Below are 20,944 nucleotides of genomic sequence, written 5' to 3'. Positions count from 1 at the left end.
TCTGAGCATTAAAGACGTTCCAGGAGAGGTAGCACGGCTGGCCAAGATATCACCAAGCACATCACCGAATCTGCAGAGACATATCTAGCTCCAGATGGCAAGGAATATTCTGTCATCAGCTTGAAGGTAGTGACCTCTATTGCCCATACAGAAGGAATCTCGGCTATAGACGTGCAAATTGCGTCGCTAAAGCAGGGCATTATCCCCTGGCGCTACCTTCGTAACATAGGCACAATTGGCTTGGATGGGCAGATAAAGCTTTTGCAGTCAACTGTGGCTGTTGTTGGAGCAGGTGGGTTAGGTGGCACGATAATTGAACTCCTGGCCAGACAAGGGACAGGACATATAATCATTATTGACAATGACCGTTTTGCCGAACAGAATTTAAACAGACAGTTGATGTCCACCGAACAGAATTTGGATGAATACAAAGCCATTATCGCTACGAGAAGGGTTAAGGAAATCAACTCAGCAATTGCTGTCACCACGTTCTTAGAAAGGCTTACCACGGAAAACGCTGCCAAGCTACTTAAGAATGCTCAGGTAGTGGTTGATGGGCTGGATAATCTGCCGTCACGTTTCGCAGTTGAAGAGGCTTGCCGAGGTCGAGGAATTCCCTATGTCTACGGGACAATTGCTGGCTTCAGTGGCCAACTGATGACTATCTACCCTGAAGATGCAGGGCTGTCTTGCATCTATGGCTCCTCCGACAGCCTACCTGAGCAGGGCATAGAAGTGAAAATCGGTAATCCATCAGCTACACCGGCAATAATTGCCGCATGGCAGGTGCAGGAAATAGTCAAGATAATTACCGGAATAGGCAAACCTATTCGCAACCATCTTCTCATACTGGATACGATTGAAGGTATTGCTGACAGGATTGAATTGAGCGGGTAGCAAAAATGTCACCCATCACAGTAAGGTTTTATAGCCTCTGGCGTCAATATCTGGGTATAGACAGCATCTCTTTAGATGCTGACAATTTGGAAGAGGCTCTAGCCCAGGTCGAAGAGAAGTTTGGCCATCGACTTCGAGATCAACTCAAAGCCGATGGGATTCAAGTGACCGGGAAGATACAAGATTACTCGCTTATGCTGCTTAATGGTACTAGCCTACGCTGTTTGAAACAGACAGACTTGAGAGATGGGGATCAGTTGCAGATTTTCCCTCCCGCCACTGGTGGATAAGAGCCAAAGTGCTAATGGCTGTTTTGTGGTCAGCTTTATTCTTCTTGCTCGGTGCTGCTGCGGGCAGCTTCATAAATGTAGTCGCCGACCGGCTACCAGCAGGTAAGTCAATTATTTCACCGCCATCGCATTGTGCTGAATGCCAGTACAAAATTCCCTCCATGGATAATATTCCGATATTCAGCTATCTCTGGCTTAGAGGTCACTGCCGCAATTGTAGTGCAACCATCCCCAGGCGTTTGTTCTTGGTGGAATTAGGCACAGCGATTTTATTTAGCTTCCTATACCGGTATTATGGCCTCAGCTGGGAACTGGCGATGGTTACTTTCTACTGCTGCTTGTTCATCGTCCTCTTACTCATTGACCTGGAGCACAACATATTACCCAATAAGATAGTTTATCCGGGAATGATTATTGCCTTAGGTATAGCTGCGCTAGGCTCCATATTCGGCTTTGAGCCGAGTGTTATCGCTGGCATGGGCTTTCGGCTTTGGATTGTTGATGCGGCTATCGGCGGCAGCATTGGTTTTGGTCTGCTACTTCTTGTAGTCCTCATTTCCCGAGGAGGCATGGGGTGGGGAGATGTCAAGCTTGTGGGACTGATAGGCCTTGTCATCGGTTTTCCATTGGTTCTTTTAGCCATGTTTTTAGCCATGGTTAGCGGTGGCTTAACAGCTGCAATTCTCCTATTGCTCAAATTGAAAAGCCGAAAAGATGCCATACCTTTCGGCCCTTTTCTATCCTTAGCCGCCATGGCAACTCTATTCTGGGGAAGCAACCTGCTTAACTGGATTGCTCACTTGGTTAACTCTTAGCTAATCACCAGTCATTTCAAGAAACACCCATAATTAGGCAAATCACTGGCTAGCTTACAGAGAAGCATCTCTCAACACGACTCATACTAAAGTATGACCTTGCCTCACCAAAAGGTGTGACAAAGACGTCGATACTTTTCTTTGTGCAAAACCAGCCACACTCTCGATCACAAAATGAATCCAGTAGTATAAACTTAAATGCAGCTACTTAACAGCAAGGTTTAAACATGTTCAACAGAAACGATAAAGAGAAAACGACTGCCATCAAAGAGTACCCAATTGTTTTTGGCAGTCACGGATTGAAACTCAAAGGGAAAATCCTTCTCCCCAAAGACGCAACTGCGGATGAACCGGTGCCCGGTGCCGTCTTATGTCATGGCTTCGGTGCTGCTTATCGGGTTATGGAGCCATGTGCTCAAACAATGGCAGCTCAGGGAATAGCTACTTTCATTTTCGATTTCCGCGGCCATGGTGCCAGCGAAGGTGCTGTCGATGGAAAGATGGCCGAAGACGTTATTGATGCCTGGAATTCTTTATCTCAACTTCCCGAAGTAGACAGCAAACGAATGGGGCTTATCGGACACAGCCTGGGAGCTATGTCAGTAATTATGGCTGCAGGAAGGGTCAACAATCCACGGGCTCTCATTGCCTTAGCCTGTCCACCAGAGATAAGCAACCAACTCCCAAACGATGAGCGAGGCAATATCGGACGATGGGGGCAAGATTCTAAAGCTATTGTCGAATACCCCAAACATGGAGCTTTTCCGTGGCTAAATGGTATCGCCATCTTACTCTGCAGAATCTGGATGTACCTAGGTGGTTTCAAGGTCCGGGTTGACTGGCAAAAATTTCTTGAAGCCTTCCCACAAATGAAGATGTCCGAGATACTACAAAAGTTGGAGAACTGCTCTAAACTCTTCGTGTTTTGTCAGGGCGACAAGGTGACACCTTATCAAAAATTTGCGTTTATCTATGAAACGGCTTGTCGGCCTAAGAAACTACTTTTGACTAAAGGTGGCTTCCACACTACTCCACTTCTGCGTGGGAACCTACGCTCCCAATGGACAAGCTGGGCAGTAAAAACTCTGACAAACATCGAATAAAACCTAAAGGAGAATAAAATGCGAGTACTTATCACAGGGGGGGCTGGCCGGTTGGGCATAACCGTCTGCAAAACTTTTTTACACGACGGTTTCCGAGTGCGTGTGTTCGACTTGGACACTCCAAGAAACAGAAAGAGCGTTAAGAGACTTCACGGCAAGGCTGAGGTCATCTGGGGAGATATCACACATCCTGATTCTGTTCAGAAGGCGCTGGAGGGGATTGATGCGGTAGTCCATATGGCTGGCATCTTGCCACCGGTGGCATACGAAAGACCTGAACTAGCCACTAAGGTTAACGTAGACGGGACAAAAATAATTGTTGACTCAATAAAGGAAATGGGTCACCACATTCCTCTCGTGTTTACTTCTTCAGTAGCTGCTTTTGGCCCTACACCCAGCGCTACTCAGCCTCTCTGCCCAGAAAAAATTAAGCCTAATCCCAAGGGGGCATACGGCGAGACCAAGCTTCAAGCAGAAAAAATCTTCCAGGAATCAGGCATTGATTATGTAATCTTGCGCCTTACCGCAACCATGTACCTAAGCTTCTCAATAAACGACCTCAAACGAATGTTCACCGTTCCGCTGAACAATCGCGTTGAATACTGCCACCCCAACGACACCGCATCAGCAATATTAAACGCCGTCAAAAATTTTACCCAGGTAAAGGGAAAAATTCTAGTCATTAGCGGCGGGCCTGAGCAAAGGATGCTATACAAGGACATGATCCACGCCATGATGGGAATTATGGGGTTACCGCTACCACCAAGTCGCAAGTTCACCACAGAGCCTTATTACCTTGACTGGTATGATACGACCAAATCTCAGGAACTTCTCAAATTTCAGCGACATACTTTTGCTGACTATCTTAAGGACTATTCTAAGGAACTGGCCAGGCAATATGGCTCGGGCTTTCTACCATTCATGCGCCGCTTTGTCGGGCCTGTCTTTGGAAAAGTCGTTGTTCAGTTTTTTTAGCCATTTTTGTTGCCAGATATTGCATCTCCGGGCATCTGTATGATATACTACTACTCAAGTGAGACCTTTAAGTCAGTCCAGAGAGGCTGGCAAGGGCAATATGATAAACGATTGTAGCTCAACAAAGCGTCTGTTTCAGATTGCTTGTTTGAAAACCTCTTGCCAGTTCTGGGCAGGAGGTTTTTCTTATGCCGGATAGAATCCTCATGTCCCCAGAGGACATGCAGAGGGCCTTGGTTCGCGTTGCCCACGAGATCGTGGAAAGAAACAAAGGCGCCAATGACATCGTCCTCGTCGGCATGCAAACACGGGGAGTCCCATTAGCCAAGCGGTTAGCCGCTACTATTCAAGGCCTCGAGGGAATTACCGTCCCTGTTGGCTCACTAGACATCAGCCTCTATCGCGACGACCTCTCATCGTTATCTCTCAAACCCACAGTTCATCGCACTGACATCCCCATAGATGTTTCTGGCAAACAGGTAGTCCTTGTTGACGATGTCTTCTACACAGGACGCAGCATCCGCGCAGCGATGGATGCTCTTATTGACTTAGGGCGTCCTCAATCCATCCAGTTAGCAGTTCTTGTCGACCGAGGCCATCGCGAACTGCCCATCCGTGCCGACTATGTGGGCAAGAACATACCCACATCAAAAGATGAGGAAATAAAGGTGTCTGTTAAAGAGGTAGATGATGAAGACAAGGTAACTATACTCTCACCTGGCAAGGGGGCGAATGATAGAAACGATTGAGCCGAGTTCAAGTACCACAACTCCAGATACTTTCCCGCCACCATTCATAGCTGTGTGGCAACATCATCATATACTCGACCTGGATGATTTCACCCAAGAAGAAATAGAACTGGTCCTCGAGACAGCTAACGCTATGGCAGAGGTACTTACCAGAGAAGTAAAGAAGGTGCCAACATTAAGAGGAAAGACAGTTGTTACCCTGTTCTACGAGCCAAGTACGCGCACTCGTGCCTCATTCGAGTTGGCAGCTAAGAATCTCAGCGCCGATACAGTAAGTCTCGATGCCGCCAAAAGCAGCGTTACCAAGGGGGAGTCTTTAATTGATAGCTTGTGTACTATTCAGGCCCTGGGCGCCGATATTATAGTCATGCGCCATTCACAATCTGGCGCCCCTTATCTCGCCATGCAACATGTAAAATGCAGCATAATAAACGCCGGAGACGGCTGGCACGCCCATCCTTCTCAAGCTCTTCTCGACCTCTACACTATCCGCCGCCACTTAGGCAAGCTTGCCAATCTTAAGGTAGCCATTATCGGTGATATTACGCACAGTCGGGTAGCCCGCTCAGATATATGGGGCATGACTACCATGGGGACTAAGGTAGTCCTATGTGCCCCATCAACTCTCTTACCGCGAGGCTTGGATAACTTCATCGCCAACTGTCGGCTTCCAAATGTCAGCATCGAAACCAAGATCGAGCCCGCTTTGGAAGGTGCCGATGTGGTAATGCCCTTAAGGCTACAGATGGAAAGGCAACAAAGCGGGCTGCTTCCCAGTCTACGGGAATATATCCAGCTTTATCAATTAACCATGGAACGACTTTCCCTAGCAAAGCCACACGTCTTGGTTATGCACCCCGGCCCCATGAACGAAGGTATCGAAATCAGCCCTGAAGTCGCCCACGGGACTCAATCGGTAATCGAAGAGCAGGTAGCTAACGGTGTAACCATCCGAATGGCATTGCTCTACTTAATCGCTGGAGGTAAAAGCAAATAATGCCTCATAACCTGATAATAAGCGGCGGCCACATCATTGATCCCAGTCAAGGAATAGATAAAATTGCTGACCTCCTCATCACCAAAGGCAAAATCTCCTGGATCGGAGACAAAGGTAAAGCACCATCACAGCCCGACTTGCACACTGTCGATGCTACCGGCCTTATTGTCTGTCCCGGTTTTATCGACCTCCACTGCCATCTCCGCGAACCAGGCTTTGAAGACAAAGAGACTATCGGCACCGGCACCAAAGCTGCCGCTAAAGGAGGCTTTACCACTGTTTGCTGCATGCCGAATACAAATCCTCCTCTAGATAATCAGACTTCTATAGATTATGTAAAAAAGACAGCTGAAATTGAGGGGACGGTTCAAGTGCTGCCAATAGGCTGCATCACCAAGGGGAGACAAGGCAAAGAGCTAACAGAGATGAATGAGTTGGCTAAGGTTGGAGTCATCGGCTTCAGCGACGATGGTGATACGGTAGCCAGCTCACGAATTATGTCACTGGCCATGGATTACAGCCAAGTCTTAGGCTTACCGATTATTGACCATTGTGAGGATAAAGAATTAAGCGATAACGGCTTTATGAACGATGGCTGGGTATCAGCGCGCCTGGGACTTAAAGGTATGCCCAAAGCCGCTGAGGAGATTGTAGTCGCACGTGACCTTGCCCTAGCCCAGCTAACCGGCGCTAAGCTCCATATTGCCCATGTCAGCACAGATGGCTCAGTAGAACTTATACGCCGGGCCAAAGAAAAAGGCGTATCAGTCACTGCCGAAGTCACCCCCCACCACTTGACTCTGACTGAAGAACGAGTCATGGGCAGCCAACTAAAAGAAAACAAACAATTAGCATACGATACCAACGCGAAAGTCAACCCGCCATTGCGCACCAAAGAAGATATTGCCGCCTTAATCAAAGGCCTCAACGGTGGCATTATCGATGCCATTGCCACAGACCACGCCCCTCACACTCTGGTGGACAAAATGTGCGAGTTCGGACTGGCAGCTTTTGGCATCAGTGGCTTAGAAACAGCTTTAGCCTGCCTCATGGGCCTGGTGCATAGTGGCCAGCTAGACCTAAAGACTCTAATCTCCAAGCTCACGTTCGAGCCAGCCAGAATTATCGGCACCAAATACGGAGAACTCGGTACATTAAAGACTGGCTGCCCAGCTGATGTTACCCTTCTCGATCCGAATAAGGAATGGGTTGTCGACAGCCATGACTTCGCTTCCAAAGGCAAAAACACCCCATTCGATGGCTGCTCTTTCAAAGGCAGAATAATCATGACCATAGTAGCTGGGAAAACAGTATATCGAGAGGACTTATAATAGAGAGGAGATGTTCTGTATATGCCTAGGCGTAATGATATAACAAAGGTGATGATTATCGGCTCTGGCCCTATTGTTATAGGACAGGCCTGTGAATTCGACTACTCTGGAACGCAGGCTTGCAAAGCCCTTCGCAGCCTAGGCTATGAAATTGTGCTAGTAAATTCAAATCCGGCGACTATTATGACTGACCCGGGAACGGCAGACGTAACATATATTGAACCGCTCAATCTGGAAATGATGACCCAGATCATTGAAAAGGAACGGCCTGATGCTCTACTGCCAAACCTTGGTGGCCAAACAGGTCTCAACCTTAGTTCTGAGCTGGCACGCTCAGGAGCCCTTAAGAAATATGGCGTCCAAGTGATCGGCGTCGATGTCGATGCCATTAAAAGCGGCGAAGACCGCATCGCTTTCAAGGAGACAATGAATCGCCTTGGCATAGAAATGCCTCAAAGCCAAGCAGTCTACAGTGTTGAGGACGCAGAAAAAGTCGCAGCCGAGCTAGGCTATCCAGTAGTTATCCGTCCCGCCTACACCATGGGGGGAACCGGCGGCGGCCTTGTCTACAACATAGAGGAATTACGCACCGTTGCTAGTCGTGGCATTTCGGTAAGCCTTATCGGTCAGGTGCTGGTGGAAGAATCAGTTTTGGGATGGGAAGAGCTAGAATTGGAAGTCGTCAGGGATTCCAAGAACCAGATGATTACCGTATGTTTCATTGAAAATGTAGACGCCATGGGTGTTCACACCGGCGACTCTTTTTGTGTGGCTCCCATGCTTACAATCGACACCGATTTGCAGAAACGCCTCCAGGAGTATTCCTATAGAATCGTAGAGGCAATACGTGTAATAGGGGGCACTAACATTCAATTCGCGCATGACCCCAAGACAGGCCGTGTTGTAGTAATCGAAATCAACCCCAGAACTTCGCGCTCATCGGCGCTCGCTTCCAAGGCGACGGGTTTCCCGATTGCCTTCGTCTCTGCCAAATTAGCCGCTGGCCTCACACTGGACGAAATCCCCTATTGGCGTGACGGCACTCTGGAAAAATATACGCCATCGGGTGACTACGTAGTAGTCAAATTTGCCCGCTGGGCTTTCGAAAAATTCAGGGACGCGGAGGACAAACTTGGCACTCAAATGCGCGCCGTCGGCGAGGCTATGAGCATCGGTAAAACTTACAAGGAAGCACTACAGAAGGCAATCCATTCCCTGGAGAACGGCCACTATGGTTTGGGCTTTGCCAGGGACTTTCACAAGAAATCATTGGATGAGCTAATGAGCATGTTAAACGAACCTACAAGCGAGCGACAGTTCATAATGTATGAGGCCCTGCGTAAAGGTGCCGATGTGCAAAAACTCTACGAGAAGACTTATCTCAAGCCCTGGTTCATAAACCAAATGAAGGAGCTGGTAGAGATAGAGGAGGAAATCCTCCGTTGCAAAGGCAAGACACTACCTGATGAGTTGCTCATTCAAGCCAAGAAAGACGGGTTCTCAGACCGTTATCTGTCGCAAATTCTCGGTCTGTCGGAAAAACAGATTCGCCAAAGGCGGATTTCACTCGGGGTGGTTGGAGGCTGGGAGCCTATTCCTGTAAGCGGCGTGGAAAACGCAGCGTATTATTTCTCAACCTACAACGCACCTGACAAAACCACAAGCAGCAATAGACAAAAAGTAATGGTATTGGGAGGCGGGCCAAACCGCATCGGCCAGGGCATAGAATTCGATTACTGCTGTGTGCACGCAGCTTTTGCCCTGCGAGATGAAGGATATGAGACCATAATGGTCAACTGTAACCCTGAAACAGTGTCAACAGATTACGACACCTCGGATAAACTCTACTTTGAACCGCTTACCGTTGAAGATGTCTTGAGCATCTACGAAAAGGAAAAGCCTGAAGGCGTGATTGTCCAATTCGGCGGTCAGACACCACTAAATATTGCCAACGAATTGGCTGAAGCCGGTGTCAAAATCTTAGGCACATCACCTCATGCTATAGACCTTGCCGAGGATAGAGACCGCTTCCGCCAGATGATGCAAAAGCTTAACATCCCCATGCCAGAATCTGGAATGGCCAGCAATCTAGAGGAAGCTCTGAATGTCGCCAAGCGAATCGGGTATCCGTTGATGGTGCGCCCATCATACGTATTGGGTGGTCGTGGCATGGAGGTGGTACATGACGAGGATATGCTCAAAGAGTACGTTGCTGCAGCAGTAGCTGTGACCCCCGACCGCCCTATCCTAATCGACAAGTTTCTTGAAAACGCTATCGAAACCGAGGCAGATGCTATAGCTGATGGGACCGATGCCCTTGTGCCGGCAGTCATGGAGCACATCGAGTTAGCCGGTGTGCATTCCGGTGATTCAGCCTGTGTGATACCACCCGTCACCATACCTCAGCAACACATTGATACCATCAACGAGTACACCAGGAAAATAGCTACGGAACTTAACGTGATAGGCCTCATGAACATCCAGTATGCTATAGCTAAAGATGTTGTCTATGTACTGGAAGCCAATCCCCGCGCCTCACGAACCGTGCCGCTGGTCTCGAAAGTCTGCAATGTTTCCATGGCAAGACTTGCAACCCAAATCATGCTGGGCAAGAAGCTCCCAGAGCTTAATCTCAAGCCACGTCACATCCCTCATTTCGGTGTCAAAGAGTCGGTCTTCCCATTTCCCATGTTTCCTGAGGTGGACCCCATTCTTGGGCCGGAAATGCGGTCTACCGGAGAGGTGCTGGGGCTCGCGGATTCCTTTGGCCTTGCCTTTTTCAAAGCACAGGCGGCTGCACAGCAATCGCTCCCAGACAACGGGACAGTCTTAATAAGCCTGTCAACTAAGGACATGCCCGCCACATTAGAAATAGCGAAGCGATTTGCCGAACTTGGCTTCAGGATAAAGGCAACACGTGGCACCCATGAATTTTTGACCAGTTATGGCATCCCATCTGAGCTAATACTCAAGATGCACGAAGGTCGCCCCAACATCGTGGATGAAATCAAGAACAGAGAGATTCAGTTGGTCATCAATACACCAAGCGGCAAGCTAAGCAAATACGACAGTTCCTATATCCGCAAGGCAGCAATTAGGTACAAGGTGCCTTATGTAACCACTCTTGCCGCTGCTGTTGCCGCCGCCAAGGGAAATACTGCATATCGCAATGGTAAGCCAGAAGTCAAGTCCTTGCAAAGCTATCATGCCGATATTAAATAGCTAGGGGGTTGGAGTAGTTAGTAAATTGAAACAAGTTTCAGCTACCGTTATCTCCAACCTCGAGCTAATGCCCGGGTATCATCTTATTTATGTCGACGCACCTGATATTGCTGCCACATCACAACCAGGACAATTCGTAACGGTCAGATGCGGAGAGGAACTCACACTGCGCCGACCTCTCAGCATTCACCAACTAACCGATTCCAAAAACCTCTGTCTCCTTTTCAAGATAGCCGGTAAAGGCACCTTATGGTTATCTCAAAGAAAGAAAAATGAGGCGTTAGATTTGATTGGCCCTCTAGGCAAAGGTTTCTCCATTGAGCCCACATCCAAGAAACTGCTGCTGGTAGCTGGCGGAATAGGCATTGCCCCTTTGGTCTTCCTTGCCCAAAAAGCACTAAGCGAAAAGAGGTCTGTAAAACTGCTCTTAGGCGCACGCACAAAAGATGAGCTTTACCCTCAAAAGCTTTTGCCCAGCGGAATTGAGATAATCATCACTACCGAAGATGGCAGTGACGGTGAAAAGGGCAAGATAACGGACATTTTATCCAGATATGTTGATTGGACAGACCAAATCTACGCCTGCGGCCCGCTAGACATGTACCGGATAATAGAGCATCAAAGGCAACGCTGGTTTGTCAAAAAACCAATACAGGTTTCACTGGAAGTAAGAATGGGCTGTGGCCTAGGAGCTTGCTTCAGTTGCAGCATAAAGACAAGGCATGACATGAAACAGGTGTGCCGTGATGGGCCTGTTTTCAATCTGGATGAAATTATATTGGAGGAGGTAAAAATATGACGGTAATGAACAAAACCATCCACCTCAGCACCAGAGGGGATTGCGATATGATAGATATAACCACAGAAATAGCCAATGAGATCAAGAACTCTAATATTAATAATGGCATAGCCACCATTTTTATCTCCGGGTCAACCGCAGGCATAACAACTATTGAATACGAGGATGGGCTGATTAGCGATTTCAAGGATATGTGGGAACGGCATGCGCCTTCAAATATACCTTATCAGCATGACCAGAGATGGGGAGATGGTAATGGACACTCTCACGTGAGAGCTTCACTTCAAGGCCCATCGTTGGTCGTACCCTTTGCCAATAAGAAAATGACGCTCGGAACCTGGCAGCAGATTGTAGTGGTAGACTTTGACAATCGCCCCAGGTCCAGAGGAATCATCGTACAGCTTCTAGGCGAATAGGCACATGGCTCGTATCCTCAACGAAGACTCCAACACATCATTGTAATAGCCATTTCCCGTAAGGTAAAATGTCGGTTAACTTCTCGTATTCAACTCTTCTCGATTTAACATAGAGACAGATAGTCAAATGCGTGTCTGCTTGCTTAGCTACCGAAGTTATCGATATTCCGGCGGGCAAGGTATTTACCTTCGCTACCTGAGCCGTTCCCTACGCGACCTTGGTCATCGGGTCGATATAATATCGGGACCACCATACCCAGAATTGGATAATGGAATAAAATTGATTAAGTTGCCCAGCCTAGACCTGTATGCAATGTCATCAGTCAGACGACTATTTATAAACCCAAGAAAATTGAATACGTTCCCCAGCCTAATCGAATGGCTCGGCACAATGAGCGGCTACTTCTCAGAACCTATGGCCTTCGGTATGCGAGCACATGAACTCATACGTGATAGTGGAAACAACAAATATGACGTTGTCCATGATAATCAGACACTGGCATACGGTGTGTTTAAAATTCAGGAACTCGGCTTCCCAGTTGTTGAGACTATCCATCATCCTGTAACCATTGACCGTGATTTAGCTGTTCAGGCAGCAACTTCATTGAAAGATAAGTTGGGACTCAAGAGATGGTTCTCTTTTATCAATATGCAAATCAAAGTCGCTCGCAGACTTTCCCACATCATTACAGTTTCACAGACTGCTCGCCAACACATTGCTAATACTTTCGGAATATCCGAAGACAAGCTGCGAGTTATATACAATGGGATTGACACAGATATTTTCAGCCCTTCCTCAAAAGTGAACCCCCTAAAAGTGAACCCCCTGGAAAACAGACTCCTGGTAGTAATAAGCAGAGACACTCCCGTTAAAGGTTTGAAATATATGCTGGAAGCATTAGCCATATTACGGCAGAAACACCCTCTTGAGCTAATAGTGGTGGCGAAAGGGACAGATAACAGCGCAACACAGAGGCTTATTAGTAATCTTGGTATCAGAGATTATGTAAAGTTTATTGATGAGATAGATACTGCTGAACTTGTAAATCAGTACAGGTTAGCTAGTATTGTAGTCATCCCATCGGTATATGAGGGTTTCGGTTTACCTGCTGCTGAAGCCATGGCTTGCGGGGCTCCGGTAGTCTCCACTACTGCCGGCGCTTTGCCCGAGGTAGTAGGAGATGCCGGGATACTGGTACCCCCTGCTGATGCGCAGGCTCTCACAGAAGCAATTTCAGCACTTGTGGTTAGTCCGAATAAACGTAACCATCTCAGCAGAATTGGGCGCAAAAGGATCGTGCAAATGTTTAACTGGCGAAATACAGCCCAGCGCACTGTCGATGTCTACACTGAGGCAATCGAATATCAAAAATATTTGAAGTCGCAATAATACCCGGCGGTGACTGACGCCGCTTGCACTCGCTGGTATCAACCAGTTGAACTGCTCGCTTAACTACCTGCTCTTTAAAACCCATATGAATAATCTATTCAACGCTTTTGTCCTCTTCAACATAAGCCCTTAGAACAGGGTCAAGCAGACTGTCAGTATTTTTTTGCTCAGGCCTTAACTCAGCCGAAAACTTTAGTATTTTTTGGAAATTGTTTTGTAAGCTTCTCTAAATGGAATTCCCTTTTTAACTAATCCAAATACTTCTTCTGTCGCATAGATATCCTTTGTTAAAGATTGCTCGCAATTTTTCTTATTAACTTTTAGTTTTGAAAATACGAGGCTCGTTATATACAGACTCTCCTTTGTTGTTTCCAAACCCTTCATCGTAGGTTCTTTTGTAAGTTGGAGGTCACGATTATAACCTGATAAAAGATTGCTAATTATATTTTTAATTTGGAATTCATACGAAATAACAACATGATATTTTGCTCTCAATACCTCCAACACATCAGGATTTTTCTTCTGTGGCATCATCGAACTTCCTGTGCAGAGTTCTTCAGGTAATTCAAAATAACCAAGTTCCGGCATGCTAAAAAGGATTAAGTCAGATGCGATTTTATTCAAATCAAACATTATTTGGCTTAAGATGTGCAAGATGGTAGACTCATATTTACCTCTGCTATTCTGTGCATAAATAGGATTTTTCTGTATATTTTTGAAACCTAATAATTTCGCAGTATATTTCCTATCTATCGTAAGAGGTATACCATATCCTGCTCCGGTTCCCAGGGGCGATTGGTCAATTAACTCTAAAGCAAAGTTAAGAGCTATTAAATTGTCTTTCATTGAGTCGAGGAGGGAGCTTCCCCAAAGAGCGATGGATAAAGGCATAGCTTTTCTAGTGTGAGTGTAGCCAGGAAATTCTATCTCTCCGTATCTTTTGATAAATATCTTTATTTGTTTAATTAATTCATTAATCAGTTCCTTACAATCATTCAATTGATCTTTATAATACAATCTTAGAGCGGTAAGCACTTGATCATTTCTCGATCTTGCAGTGTGTATTTTTTTGCCCAAATCACCTAAGTTCTTTGTCAGATGACTTTCAATAGCTGTGTGACAATCTTCCTGTTCTTTTGAAATTTTAAACTGCCCCTTTTGACAGGATTCAATAATATGGTTGATTTCTTTAACTAGTTTTTGAACTTCTTCTCTCTTCAATATTCCAATCTTGCCAAGCATTTTTGCATGGGCTACGGACGCGATGCAATCATATATTATAAGGTTCTGATCCAGAATATAGTCCTCTCCAACTGTAAATTCCTCTATTTGCTTATTTAGTTTGTAATCTTTTTGCCAAAGTTTCATATTAAGTACTATTTTTTCTTTTCACGCCATATATAAGGTTTTCTTCTTCCCAAAACAAGATAATGGGCCTTTAATCTTATAGCATTGATGTTAATAAATCCTCTTGAATCTACAGCATCAAATTCCCCTTCCACATCCATACTAGATAATTCCTTATCATAAAGAGAAGTAGGCGATTCTCTGCCAACTATATTTACGTTTCCTTTATATAACGAGACTAGTACTTTTCCATCGATAGCTTCTTGGCTCTTATCGATTGCGCACATTAAAAAATCCATCTCAGGAGAAAACCAGAATCCATTGTAGATCAATTCTGAAAATTTAGGTATAAGCATATCTCTCAAGTGCATAACCTCTTTATCCATAGCTATGCCTTCGAGGTCTCTATGAGCAAGCCAGAGGATTGTTGCTCCTGGTGCTTCATAAACCCCCCTGGATTTTATCCCAATAAATCTGTTCTCAACCATGTCAACTCTTCCAATGCCATTTTTACTCCCCAATTCGTTGATATGGATAAACAATTCCAAAGGTTTCGTTTTTGTTGTACCATCATTTCGATTTACCATTTTAGTGGGAATTCCGTCTTGAAAATGAATTTCAATTATAGTTTCTTTATTCGGAGCCATTGAGAGGGAAGTTGTTCTGCTAAATAAATTTTCGGGTGGTCTAAATAGCGGATTCTCCAAAATTCCCGCTTCGTGGCTGATATGCATTAAATTCTCATCTTCACTGTACGGCTTCTTCCTACTAGCTTTGATAGGAATTTTCCATTTTCTGGCATAATCAATAAGGTCACTTCTCCCCTTGAATTCTGCCAAGAATTCTGGATCTTTCCACGGACAAATAAGTTTTATTTTTGGATTGAGTGCGTAATAAGCTAGCTCGAATCTTACTTGATCGTTGCCTTTGCCAGTTGCTCCATGAGCAACGAATTCAGCGTTTTCTTTCTCAGCAATTTCAATTTGTTTTCTCGCAAGCAGAGGTCTAGCTAATGAGGTACCTAATAAATATCTCCCTTCGTACATAGCATTTCCTTTGAGGGCTGGGAAAATAAAATCAGTAACAAATTCACCTCTCAGGTCTTCAGTGTAAACTTTCGAGGCACCAGTTTTCAGTCCTTTCTTCTCTATTTCTCCAAAATCCTCTTTTTGACCAACATTACCAACGAAGCAAATGACGTTGTATCCCTTGTTAACTAGCCATTTCAAAATGACAGATGTATCCAACCCTCCGCTATAGGCAAGTATTACTTTCTTTGCCATATTGTTCACCATTTTAGCTTTCAATTATAGTCGATTTTTTGAAATTTGAAAACTTATAGATAATTTATCCTTATCTAGACCTCAATAGAAATTTCATCGTTCCCTCGCTGATTTCCGCCTAAACCTACGTGCGTGTTGATATATCTGCAAAACAAAGGTAAAATAGTGTGTGGCTTTTTGCATTCAACCGTAAATGTTTCAAACTCGGATTGACGTTAAATGCGTATATGCTTGCTTAGTTATAGATGTTATCGCTATTCCGGCGGACAGGGCATTTATGTCCGCTACCTAAGCCGTTGCCTTCATGAGCTCGGCCACGATGTTGAAGTAATATCTGGACCACCATATCCAGAATTGGACAACAGTATAAAACTCATTAAGCTGCCCAGTCTAGACCTATATGCGCTACCGGAAAGGCAACGTTTCCTTATCAGTCCTCGAAAACTGGATTCCACGCCTAATCTTATCGAATGGCTTGGCGTTTGCACTGGGTTTTTCACCGAGCCATTGACTTTCGGCATGCGCGCTTATAGCTTCCTGCGCAACAATAATGGACACAAAAAATATGACGTTATTCACGATAATCAAAGTCTGTCACACAGCATCCTGAAAATAAAAGAGCTCGGCGCCCCGGTGGTAACAACCATTCATCACCCTATTACCATAGACCGAGACTTAGCCATTAAAGCCGCTAAGTCCTTATGGCAGAAGATGGGCATCAGGAGATGGTATGCATTTGCAAACATGCAACTTAAGGTTGCCAAGAGGCTCTCGCACTTTATTACCGGCTCACAGAATTCTTATCGTGAGATTGTTGACATCTTTAAGCTGCCAAAAGATAGCCTACGCATTATCTATGATGGTGTTGACAGCTCCATATTCACGCAAATCCCTGGAATTAGCCGCCTGGAAAACCGCCTGCTGGTAATAAACAGCGGTGATACTCCGCTAAAAGGATTGAAATACCTGCTTGAGGCGGTCGCTGCTTTGCGGTCGGAACGAAAAATAGAGCTTGTAATAATTGGAAAGCAGCTGAAAAATGGCTACACGCAAGGATTAGTTGACAGTCTGGGCATTGCTGATTGCGTTACCCGTCTCGGGCAGGTAACCACTGATGAACTAGTAAAGCATTATTCCACTGCCACCATGGTAGTAGTGCCGTCCGTTTACGAGGGATTTGGCTTGCCGGCAGCTGAAGCCATGTGCTGCAGTGCTCCTGTAATTTCAACGACTGCTGGAGCGCTACCTGAAATTGTCGGCGATGCCGGCATACTGGTACCTCCGGCTGATACCAGAGCGCTGGCCGAGGCAATTGCAGGCCTGCTGGACAATCCAGAAAGGCGCAGACAACTTGGTGAGACGGGACGCAGGCGAGTAATGGACATGTTCAATTGGAAAAACACCGCTAAACATACGGTTGAAGTCTACGAAGAAGCTATTGAGCACCAAAAACTTATTGAGGCACAATGAGATATGATACCTAAGGAGCAATCCAAAATGAAGCTGAAGCTTGATAATTACCTCTCAAGAGAATATTTGAACCCTACGGTTGGCTCCATCGTGGATGTACAACAGGCAGATGGCTCAATCCCCTGGTTCCAGGGGGGGATTACAGACCCGTGGACGCATGTTGAAAGTGCTATGGCGATAGATATCGGCAATTGCCATACCGAAGCAGAACGCGCTTATGATTGGCTCGCCGCAATTCAATTAGAGGATGGAAGCTGGTATGCTTCATACAAGGATGGGCAGCCGCTGGAAATCTACAAGGTTTCACATAGCGTTTCATATATTGCCGTTGGAATTTGGCACCATTACTTGATAACCGGTGACCCTTCTTTTCTCAATAAAATGTGGCCCACAGTCCGAACTGCAATCGATTTTGTGCTAGCTATGAGAGGGCCTAACGGTGAGATTTACTGGGCTAGAGATAGCGCCGACGCTATATATCCCACCGCATTAATAAGCAGTTGCAGCTCGACCTATTTAAGCATTAAGAGCGCCCTTTCTATTGCCTTAATTTTAGGCGAAGAGAGAACTGATTGGAAAATGGCAAATGCTGCTCTGGCAAAAGCGATTCAGGAAATGCCCTGCGTACTTAGTACACCTCAAGAAAATAAATTCACATTTGCCATGGACTGGTATTACCCGGCGATGTGCTGTGTCATCAATAGTAACGATGCCAAGCACCGTCTGTCCAGCGGCTGGGATAAATTTGTTATCGATGGCTTTGGCTGCCTCTGTAGCCTAGAACAGGGATGGGTCACCGCCGCAGAGACAAGTGAGCTGGCTATTGCCCTGGCAGTACATGGCGAATATAAAGACTCGGCAACAGTCTTCAATTGGATTCACCAGTTGCGGGATGATGACGGCGCCTACTTTTACGGCATAGCACTGCCAGACAGAGAAATCTGGCCTGAAGAAAAGCCAACATGGACATCGGCAGCAGTAGTTCTGGCAGCCGATATGCTCAGACCCATGTCTCCCACAAACCTACTCCTTGACCACCATGGGCCCATGACACCGTAGTACCCCGAGTGTCTTCGTCATAGGCAATTCCTCAAATTGCCCCGAGGCCAGCGCCACCTTGTAAACCTCGTATGGGGCTTGCCCTCCTTCGGCCGGGTTTAAAAAAATATCGTGGAAGACAAGGAACCCGCCAGGCAGCAAATGTGGATACCAGCACTGATAGTCTGTCATAACTGTTTCATAACTATGGCCACCATCTATGAAAACCAGGCCCAAAGGAGTAACCCAATCTCGAGCTGCCACATGTGATTTGGTAATCATGGGCACAACCACTTCTTCTAACCCTGCTTTTTGTATCGTAGCTCGAAAGTACTGGAAACTATCAATCAGACCGGTCGTATTATCAAAAAGGTCAGCATCAAAATACGGCTGCCCGGGCTGCTGCTCTTCAGAACCTCGATGGTGGTCAATGGAGAAAAGTGTTTTTCCCTTCATCTTACAGGCAATGCCAAGATATACTGTGGACTTGCCACAAAAGCTCCCTATCTCAAGACACGGGCCAAGCGAACATACCTCCAAAGCTAAATCAAACAACCTCAACCCCTCCTCCTCAGCCAGAAATCCCTTGACTTGGGAAATAAATGATGGTATCGGATTCTCAGTTTCCATTTGTTTAGTAGATAGAATACATCTTCGCAGCACTGGTTTCAATTATAGGCTTTTTGAATGCCCTGCCTGTCATTGCGGCGAAGCGTGGCAATCATATACCTGGCTTACTCACCATAGAGCTTGCCACGTCGCTCCGCTCCTCAGAATGACATACAAAGACGAGATTGCTTCAGGGCTTATGTCCCCCACAATGGCAGGTACCCCCCGTAGCATACTTTTTCCAAAAGTATTATAATATCGATTTGATGCCCGAATTCAACAAGCCAGTCACATTCAAAAGTTCTTACGCCAGCATAACATTGAGGAAACAATACCTAACACTCTATGAAGAACGGAGAGCCGATATACGATGAAAAATAAACTAACTACAGCAATCATACTGCTTATAGTCATATCCACAATAGGTTTTGCCGGTTGCCGCGGTAAACAGCCAGAAGCGAGTCAGAAGCAGATAGCCGAGGTAATGCGAGGCGACCTCGTGGTTACCATCTCTGCTGATGGCAATCTCAACATGCCGCATGAAAGCCAACTGAAGTTTGGCACTCCAGGCACAGTTAAAGAGGTATTTGTCGTCGAGGGACAGCAGGTCAAAGAAGGCGCACTACTAGCCAAACTGGATGACACCACTCAAAAGCTAGCCGTAGCCTCAGCCCAGTATAATGTAGAACTAGCCATGAATGAACTGGTGGAAAAGATACACCCGGCATTGATGGGCTATCCAAAAATGTATCCTGACACCAGCACTGTCCTCCAGGTGGAGCAGGCTCAAGAGGAGCTAAGGCAAGTGCAGAAACTTCTCCAGCAAGGCAAATACCAGGAGGCTGCAGCTGAACTACGCCTGGCTATACAAGACCTTGAAGCCAGCTACTATATGCTAAAAGATACACAGAGAAATATACCCTTGGAAACCTACGACATTTTAGGTCAGGCAGTTGAAACATATCCAGAGATAAACGACGCAATTGAACTCCTCAAGCAAGACCTTCAGAGGTTAGCTGAGATACAAGGACTCATAGAGCAGGGTAAATACGCCGAAGCTTCAGCCGCACTGGATACAACACAGCAAAAATTGAAGGAAACTCATCTTCTAGTAAAAAGCCTGAGCGGCAGGATAAGAATATCTCAAAGAATAGGAGCCTGTTGTGGACAACTGGCGATGCAAGGACTAACTATTGAATGGATACTTAATCCCAATTTTCAACCAATTCCACTTATGCCTAACCCCACTCCACCACCTCCCCTTATCCCCGATCCAACCTATGATCCGAATTATTACCTCCCGACTGAGAAGTATATTGGACCTGGAACGACAGGGCTGATGCCAATTCCCTATCCCGATACATCAACCTCCCTCGATTGGCTGAGGCAGGTTGAAGAAAACCTACAAAAGATACAAGCCTGTAAAGAGGATGAGGGTTGTGACGCACTGGAGTTGAACACGCTTCTGCGCATGGCACAGCATGATATCGAAATGAGCCAGACGATACTTGAGAACAACGAGCTGATTTTCAGGAGCGGCCTTAATCTGAAAGCCCTTAGAGGCTACAATCTCAATCTGAAGCTGGCTGAAAACGAGCTAAAGAATGCCAAGGAGGCACTTATGAAGACGGAAATACTGGCTCCCTTTGACGGCACCGTCGTCGATATCGGCGTGAAAGAAAATGACCAGCTTTCGTCTTTCGACTATTCGTCCAAGACCGCCGTTCACCTGGTGGACACCCGCACCGTCAAAATGGATGGCGTGGTAGATGAAATAGATATCTATAAAGTGAAGGTGGGGCAGGAGGCTGTCATAATCGTGGACGCACTACCCGATGCCGAGCTTAAGGGCAAGGTGACCTTCATCTCACCTTTCGGCACGCAGACAACCGGAGTGGTTGAGTTCGCGGTGACCATTTCCCTCGACCCCACTGAAACAGAGCTTAAAGGAGGCTTGACCGCCACCGCTGACATCATCGTGGAAAAACATGAGAATGTGCTATTAATACCCAACCGGTCTATCAAAGGCTCTCCTAGAGACTACTGGGTGGATGTGATAATAGATGAGAAGAAAGTCACAACTGAAAAAAGACAGGTTATTCTAGGTGCTCAGAACGACCAGTTCAGCGAGATAATCTCCGGAATCAGCGAAGGAGAAAAGATTATTGTCGAGGCAACCCGTGGTCGAGCGTCCTCATCCTTCTAAGAAAACA

Annotated in this window: 18 protein-coding genes; 15 read left to right on the top strand and 3 right to left on the bottom strand. The window is 46.2% G+C overall.

Annotated features, from left to right (window positions below):
* Window positions 1-156: 156 nt before the first annotated feature.
* The 12 genes from FJ023_06435 to FJ023_06380 all read left to right on the top strand — a co-directional run bounded on the left by FJ023_06435 (window position 157) and on the right by FJ023_06380 (window position 12,984).
* A complete protein-coding gene (locus FJ023_06435) occupies window positions 157-897 on the top strand; it encodes a HesA/MoeB/ThiF family protein (protein MBM4446974.1) in 741 nt (246 codons plus the stop codon).
* A gap of 5 nt (window positions 898-902) precedes the next feature.
* Window positions 903-1,187 (top strand): hypothetical protein, encoded by a 285-nt coding sequence (locus tag FJ023_06430; protein ID MBM4446973.1) that lies wholly within the window; start codon window positions 903-905, stop codon window positions 1,185-1,187.
* Window positions 1,188-1,201: 14 nt separating this feature from the next.
* Window positions 1,202-2,002, top strand: a complete 801-nt coding sequence (locus FJ023_06425; protein ID MBM4446972.1) for a prepilin peptidase — start codon at window positions 1,202-1,204, stop codon at window positions 2,000-2,002.
* A 227-nt stretch (window positions 2,003-2,229) separates the two neighbouring features.
* Window positions 2,230-3,105: an alpha/beta fold hydrolase gene (locus tag FJ023_06420; GenBank protein ID MBM4446971.1), complete on the top strand. Its 876-nt coding sequence runs from the start codon at window positions 2,230-2,232 to the stop codon at window positions 3,103-3,105.
* A gap of 18 nt (window positions 3,106-3,123) precedes the next feature.
* Complete coding sequence (locus FJ023_06415; GenBank protein MBM4446970.1) at window positions 3,124-4,080, top strand: NAD(P)-dependent oxidoreductase; 957 nt, start codon at window positions 3,124-3,126, stop codon at window positions 4,078-4,080.
* Window positions 4,081-4,268: 188 nt separating this feature from the next.
* On the top strand, window positions 4,269-4,829 hold the full coding sequence (gene pyrR / locus FJ023_06410; protein MBM4446969.1) for a bifunctional pyr operon transcriptional regulator/uracil phosphoribosyltransferase PyrR: 561 nt from the start codon (window positions 4,269-4,271) through the stop codon (window positions 4,827-4,829).
* A complete protein-coding gene (locus tag FJ023_06405; GenBank protein MBM4446968.1) occupies window positions 4,813-5,826 on the top strand; it encodes an aspartate carbamoyltransferase catalytic subunit in 1,014 nt (337 codons plus the stop codon). Before pyrR ends, FJ023_06405 begins: the two co-directional genes overlap by 17 nt.
* A complete protein-coding gene (locus FJ023_06400; protein ID MBM4446967.1) occupies window positions 5,826-7,157 on the top strand; it encodes a dihydroorotase in 1,332 nt (443 codons plus the stop codon). The genes FJ023_06405 and FJ023_06400 overlap by 1 nt, the downstream gene beginning before the upstream one ends.
* Before the next feature lie 21 nt (window positions 7,158-7,178).
* Window positions 7,179-10,379 carry a carbamoyl-phosphate synthase large subunit gene (gene carB / locus FJ023_06395; protein MBM4446966.1) on the top strand — a complete coding sequence of 1,067 codons (3,201 nt, stop codon included), beginning with the start codon at window positions 7,179-7,181 and terminating at the stop codon, window positions 10,377-10,379.
* Window positions 10,380-10,404: 25 nt separating this feature from the next.
* A complete protein-coding gene (locus FJ023_06390) occupies window positions 10,405-11,178 on the top strand; it encodes a dihydroorotate dehydrogenase electron transfer subunit (GenBank protein MBM4446965.1) in 774 nt (257 codons plus the stop codon).
* Entirely contained in the window at window positions 11,175-11,594 is a 420-nt protein-coding gene (locus tag FJ023_06385) for a YjbQ family protein (GenBank protein ID MBM4446964.1), read from the top strand. The genes FJ023_06390 and FJ023_06385 overlap by 4 nt, the downstream gene beginning before the upstream one ends.
* 127 nt (window positions 11,595-11,721) lie before the next feature.
* Entirely contained in the window at window positions 11,722-12,984 is a 1,263-nt protein-coding gene (locus FJ023_06380) for a glycosyltransferase family 4 protein (protein MBM4446963.1), read from the top strand.
* A gap of 192 nt (window positions 12,985-13,176) precedes the next feature.
* On the opposite strand, the gene argH is transcribed toward FJ023_06380, so the two are convergent.
* The gene (gene argH, locus FJ023_06375; GenBank protein ID MBM4446962.1) at window positions 13,177-14,352 is read right to left on the bottom strand and encodes an argininosuccinate lyase; all 1,176 of its coding nucleotides are present in this window, start codon (window positions 14,350-14,352) and stop codon (window positions 13,177-13,179) included.
* An 8-nt stretch (window positions 14,353-14,360) separates the two neighbouring features.
* Complete coding sequence (locus FJ023_06370) at window positions 14,361-15,614, bottom strand: argininosuccinate synthase (GenBank protein MBM4446961.1); 1,254 nt, start codon at window positions 15,612-15,614, stop codon at window positions 14,361-14,363.
* A 219-nt stretch (window positions 15,615-15,833) separates the two neighbouring features.
* On the opposite strand from FJ023_06370, the gene FJ023_06365 reads away from it, so the two are divergent.
* Together FJ023_06365 and FJ023_06360 are read left to right on the top strand one after the other, a co-directional pair.
* Window positions 15,834-17,084, top strand: coding sequence for a glycosyltransferase family 4 protein (locus tag FJ023_06365; protein ID MBM4446960.1), 1,251 nt, complete (start codon window positions 15,834-15,836; stop codon window positions 17,082-17,084).
* Window positions 17,085-17,111: 27 nt separating this feature from the next.
* On the top strand, window positions 17,112-18,143 hold the full coding sequence (locus FJ023_06360; protein MBM4446959.1) for a phenyltransferase domain-containing protein: 1,032 nt from the start codon (window positions 17,112-17,114) through the stop codon (window positions 18,141-18,143).
* Here FJ023_06360 and FJ023_06355 read toward each other — a convergent pair.
* Window positions 18,108-18,752 carry a class I SAM-dependent methyltransferase gene (locus FJ023_06355; GenBank protein MBM4446958.1) on the bottom strand — a complete coding sequence of 215 codons (645 nt, stop codon included), beginning with the start codon at window positions 18,750-18,752 and terminating at the stop codon, window positions 18,108-18,110. The genes FJ023_06360 and FJ023_06355 overlap by 36 nt on opposite strands.
* Before the next feature lie 349 nt (window positions 18,753-19,101).
* On the opposite strand from FJ023_06355, the gene FJ023_06350 reads away from it, so the two are divergent.
* Window positions 19,102-20,937 (top strand): efflux RND transporter periplasmic adaptor subunit, encoded by a 1,836-nt coding sequence (locus FJ023_06350; protein ID MBM4446957.1) that lies wholly within the window; start codon window positions 19,102-19,104, stop codon window positions 20,935-20,937.
* The last annotated feature ends 7 nt before the right edge of the window (window positions 20,938-20,944 follow it).

This window comes from Chloroflexota bacterium, from assembly GCA_016875875.1.
GTDB lineage: Bacteria > Chloroflexota > Dehalococcoidia > GIF9 > UBA5629 > 9FT-COMBO-48-23.
Note: the sequence above shows the minus strand (reverse complement) of the source record. Positions and strands in the feature narration are given on the sequence as shown.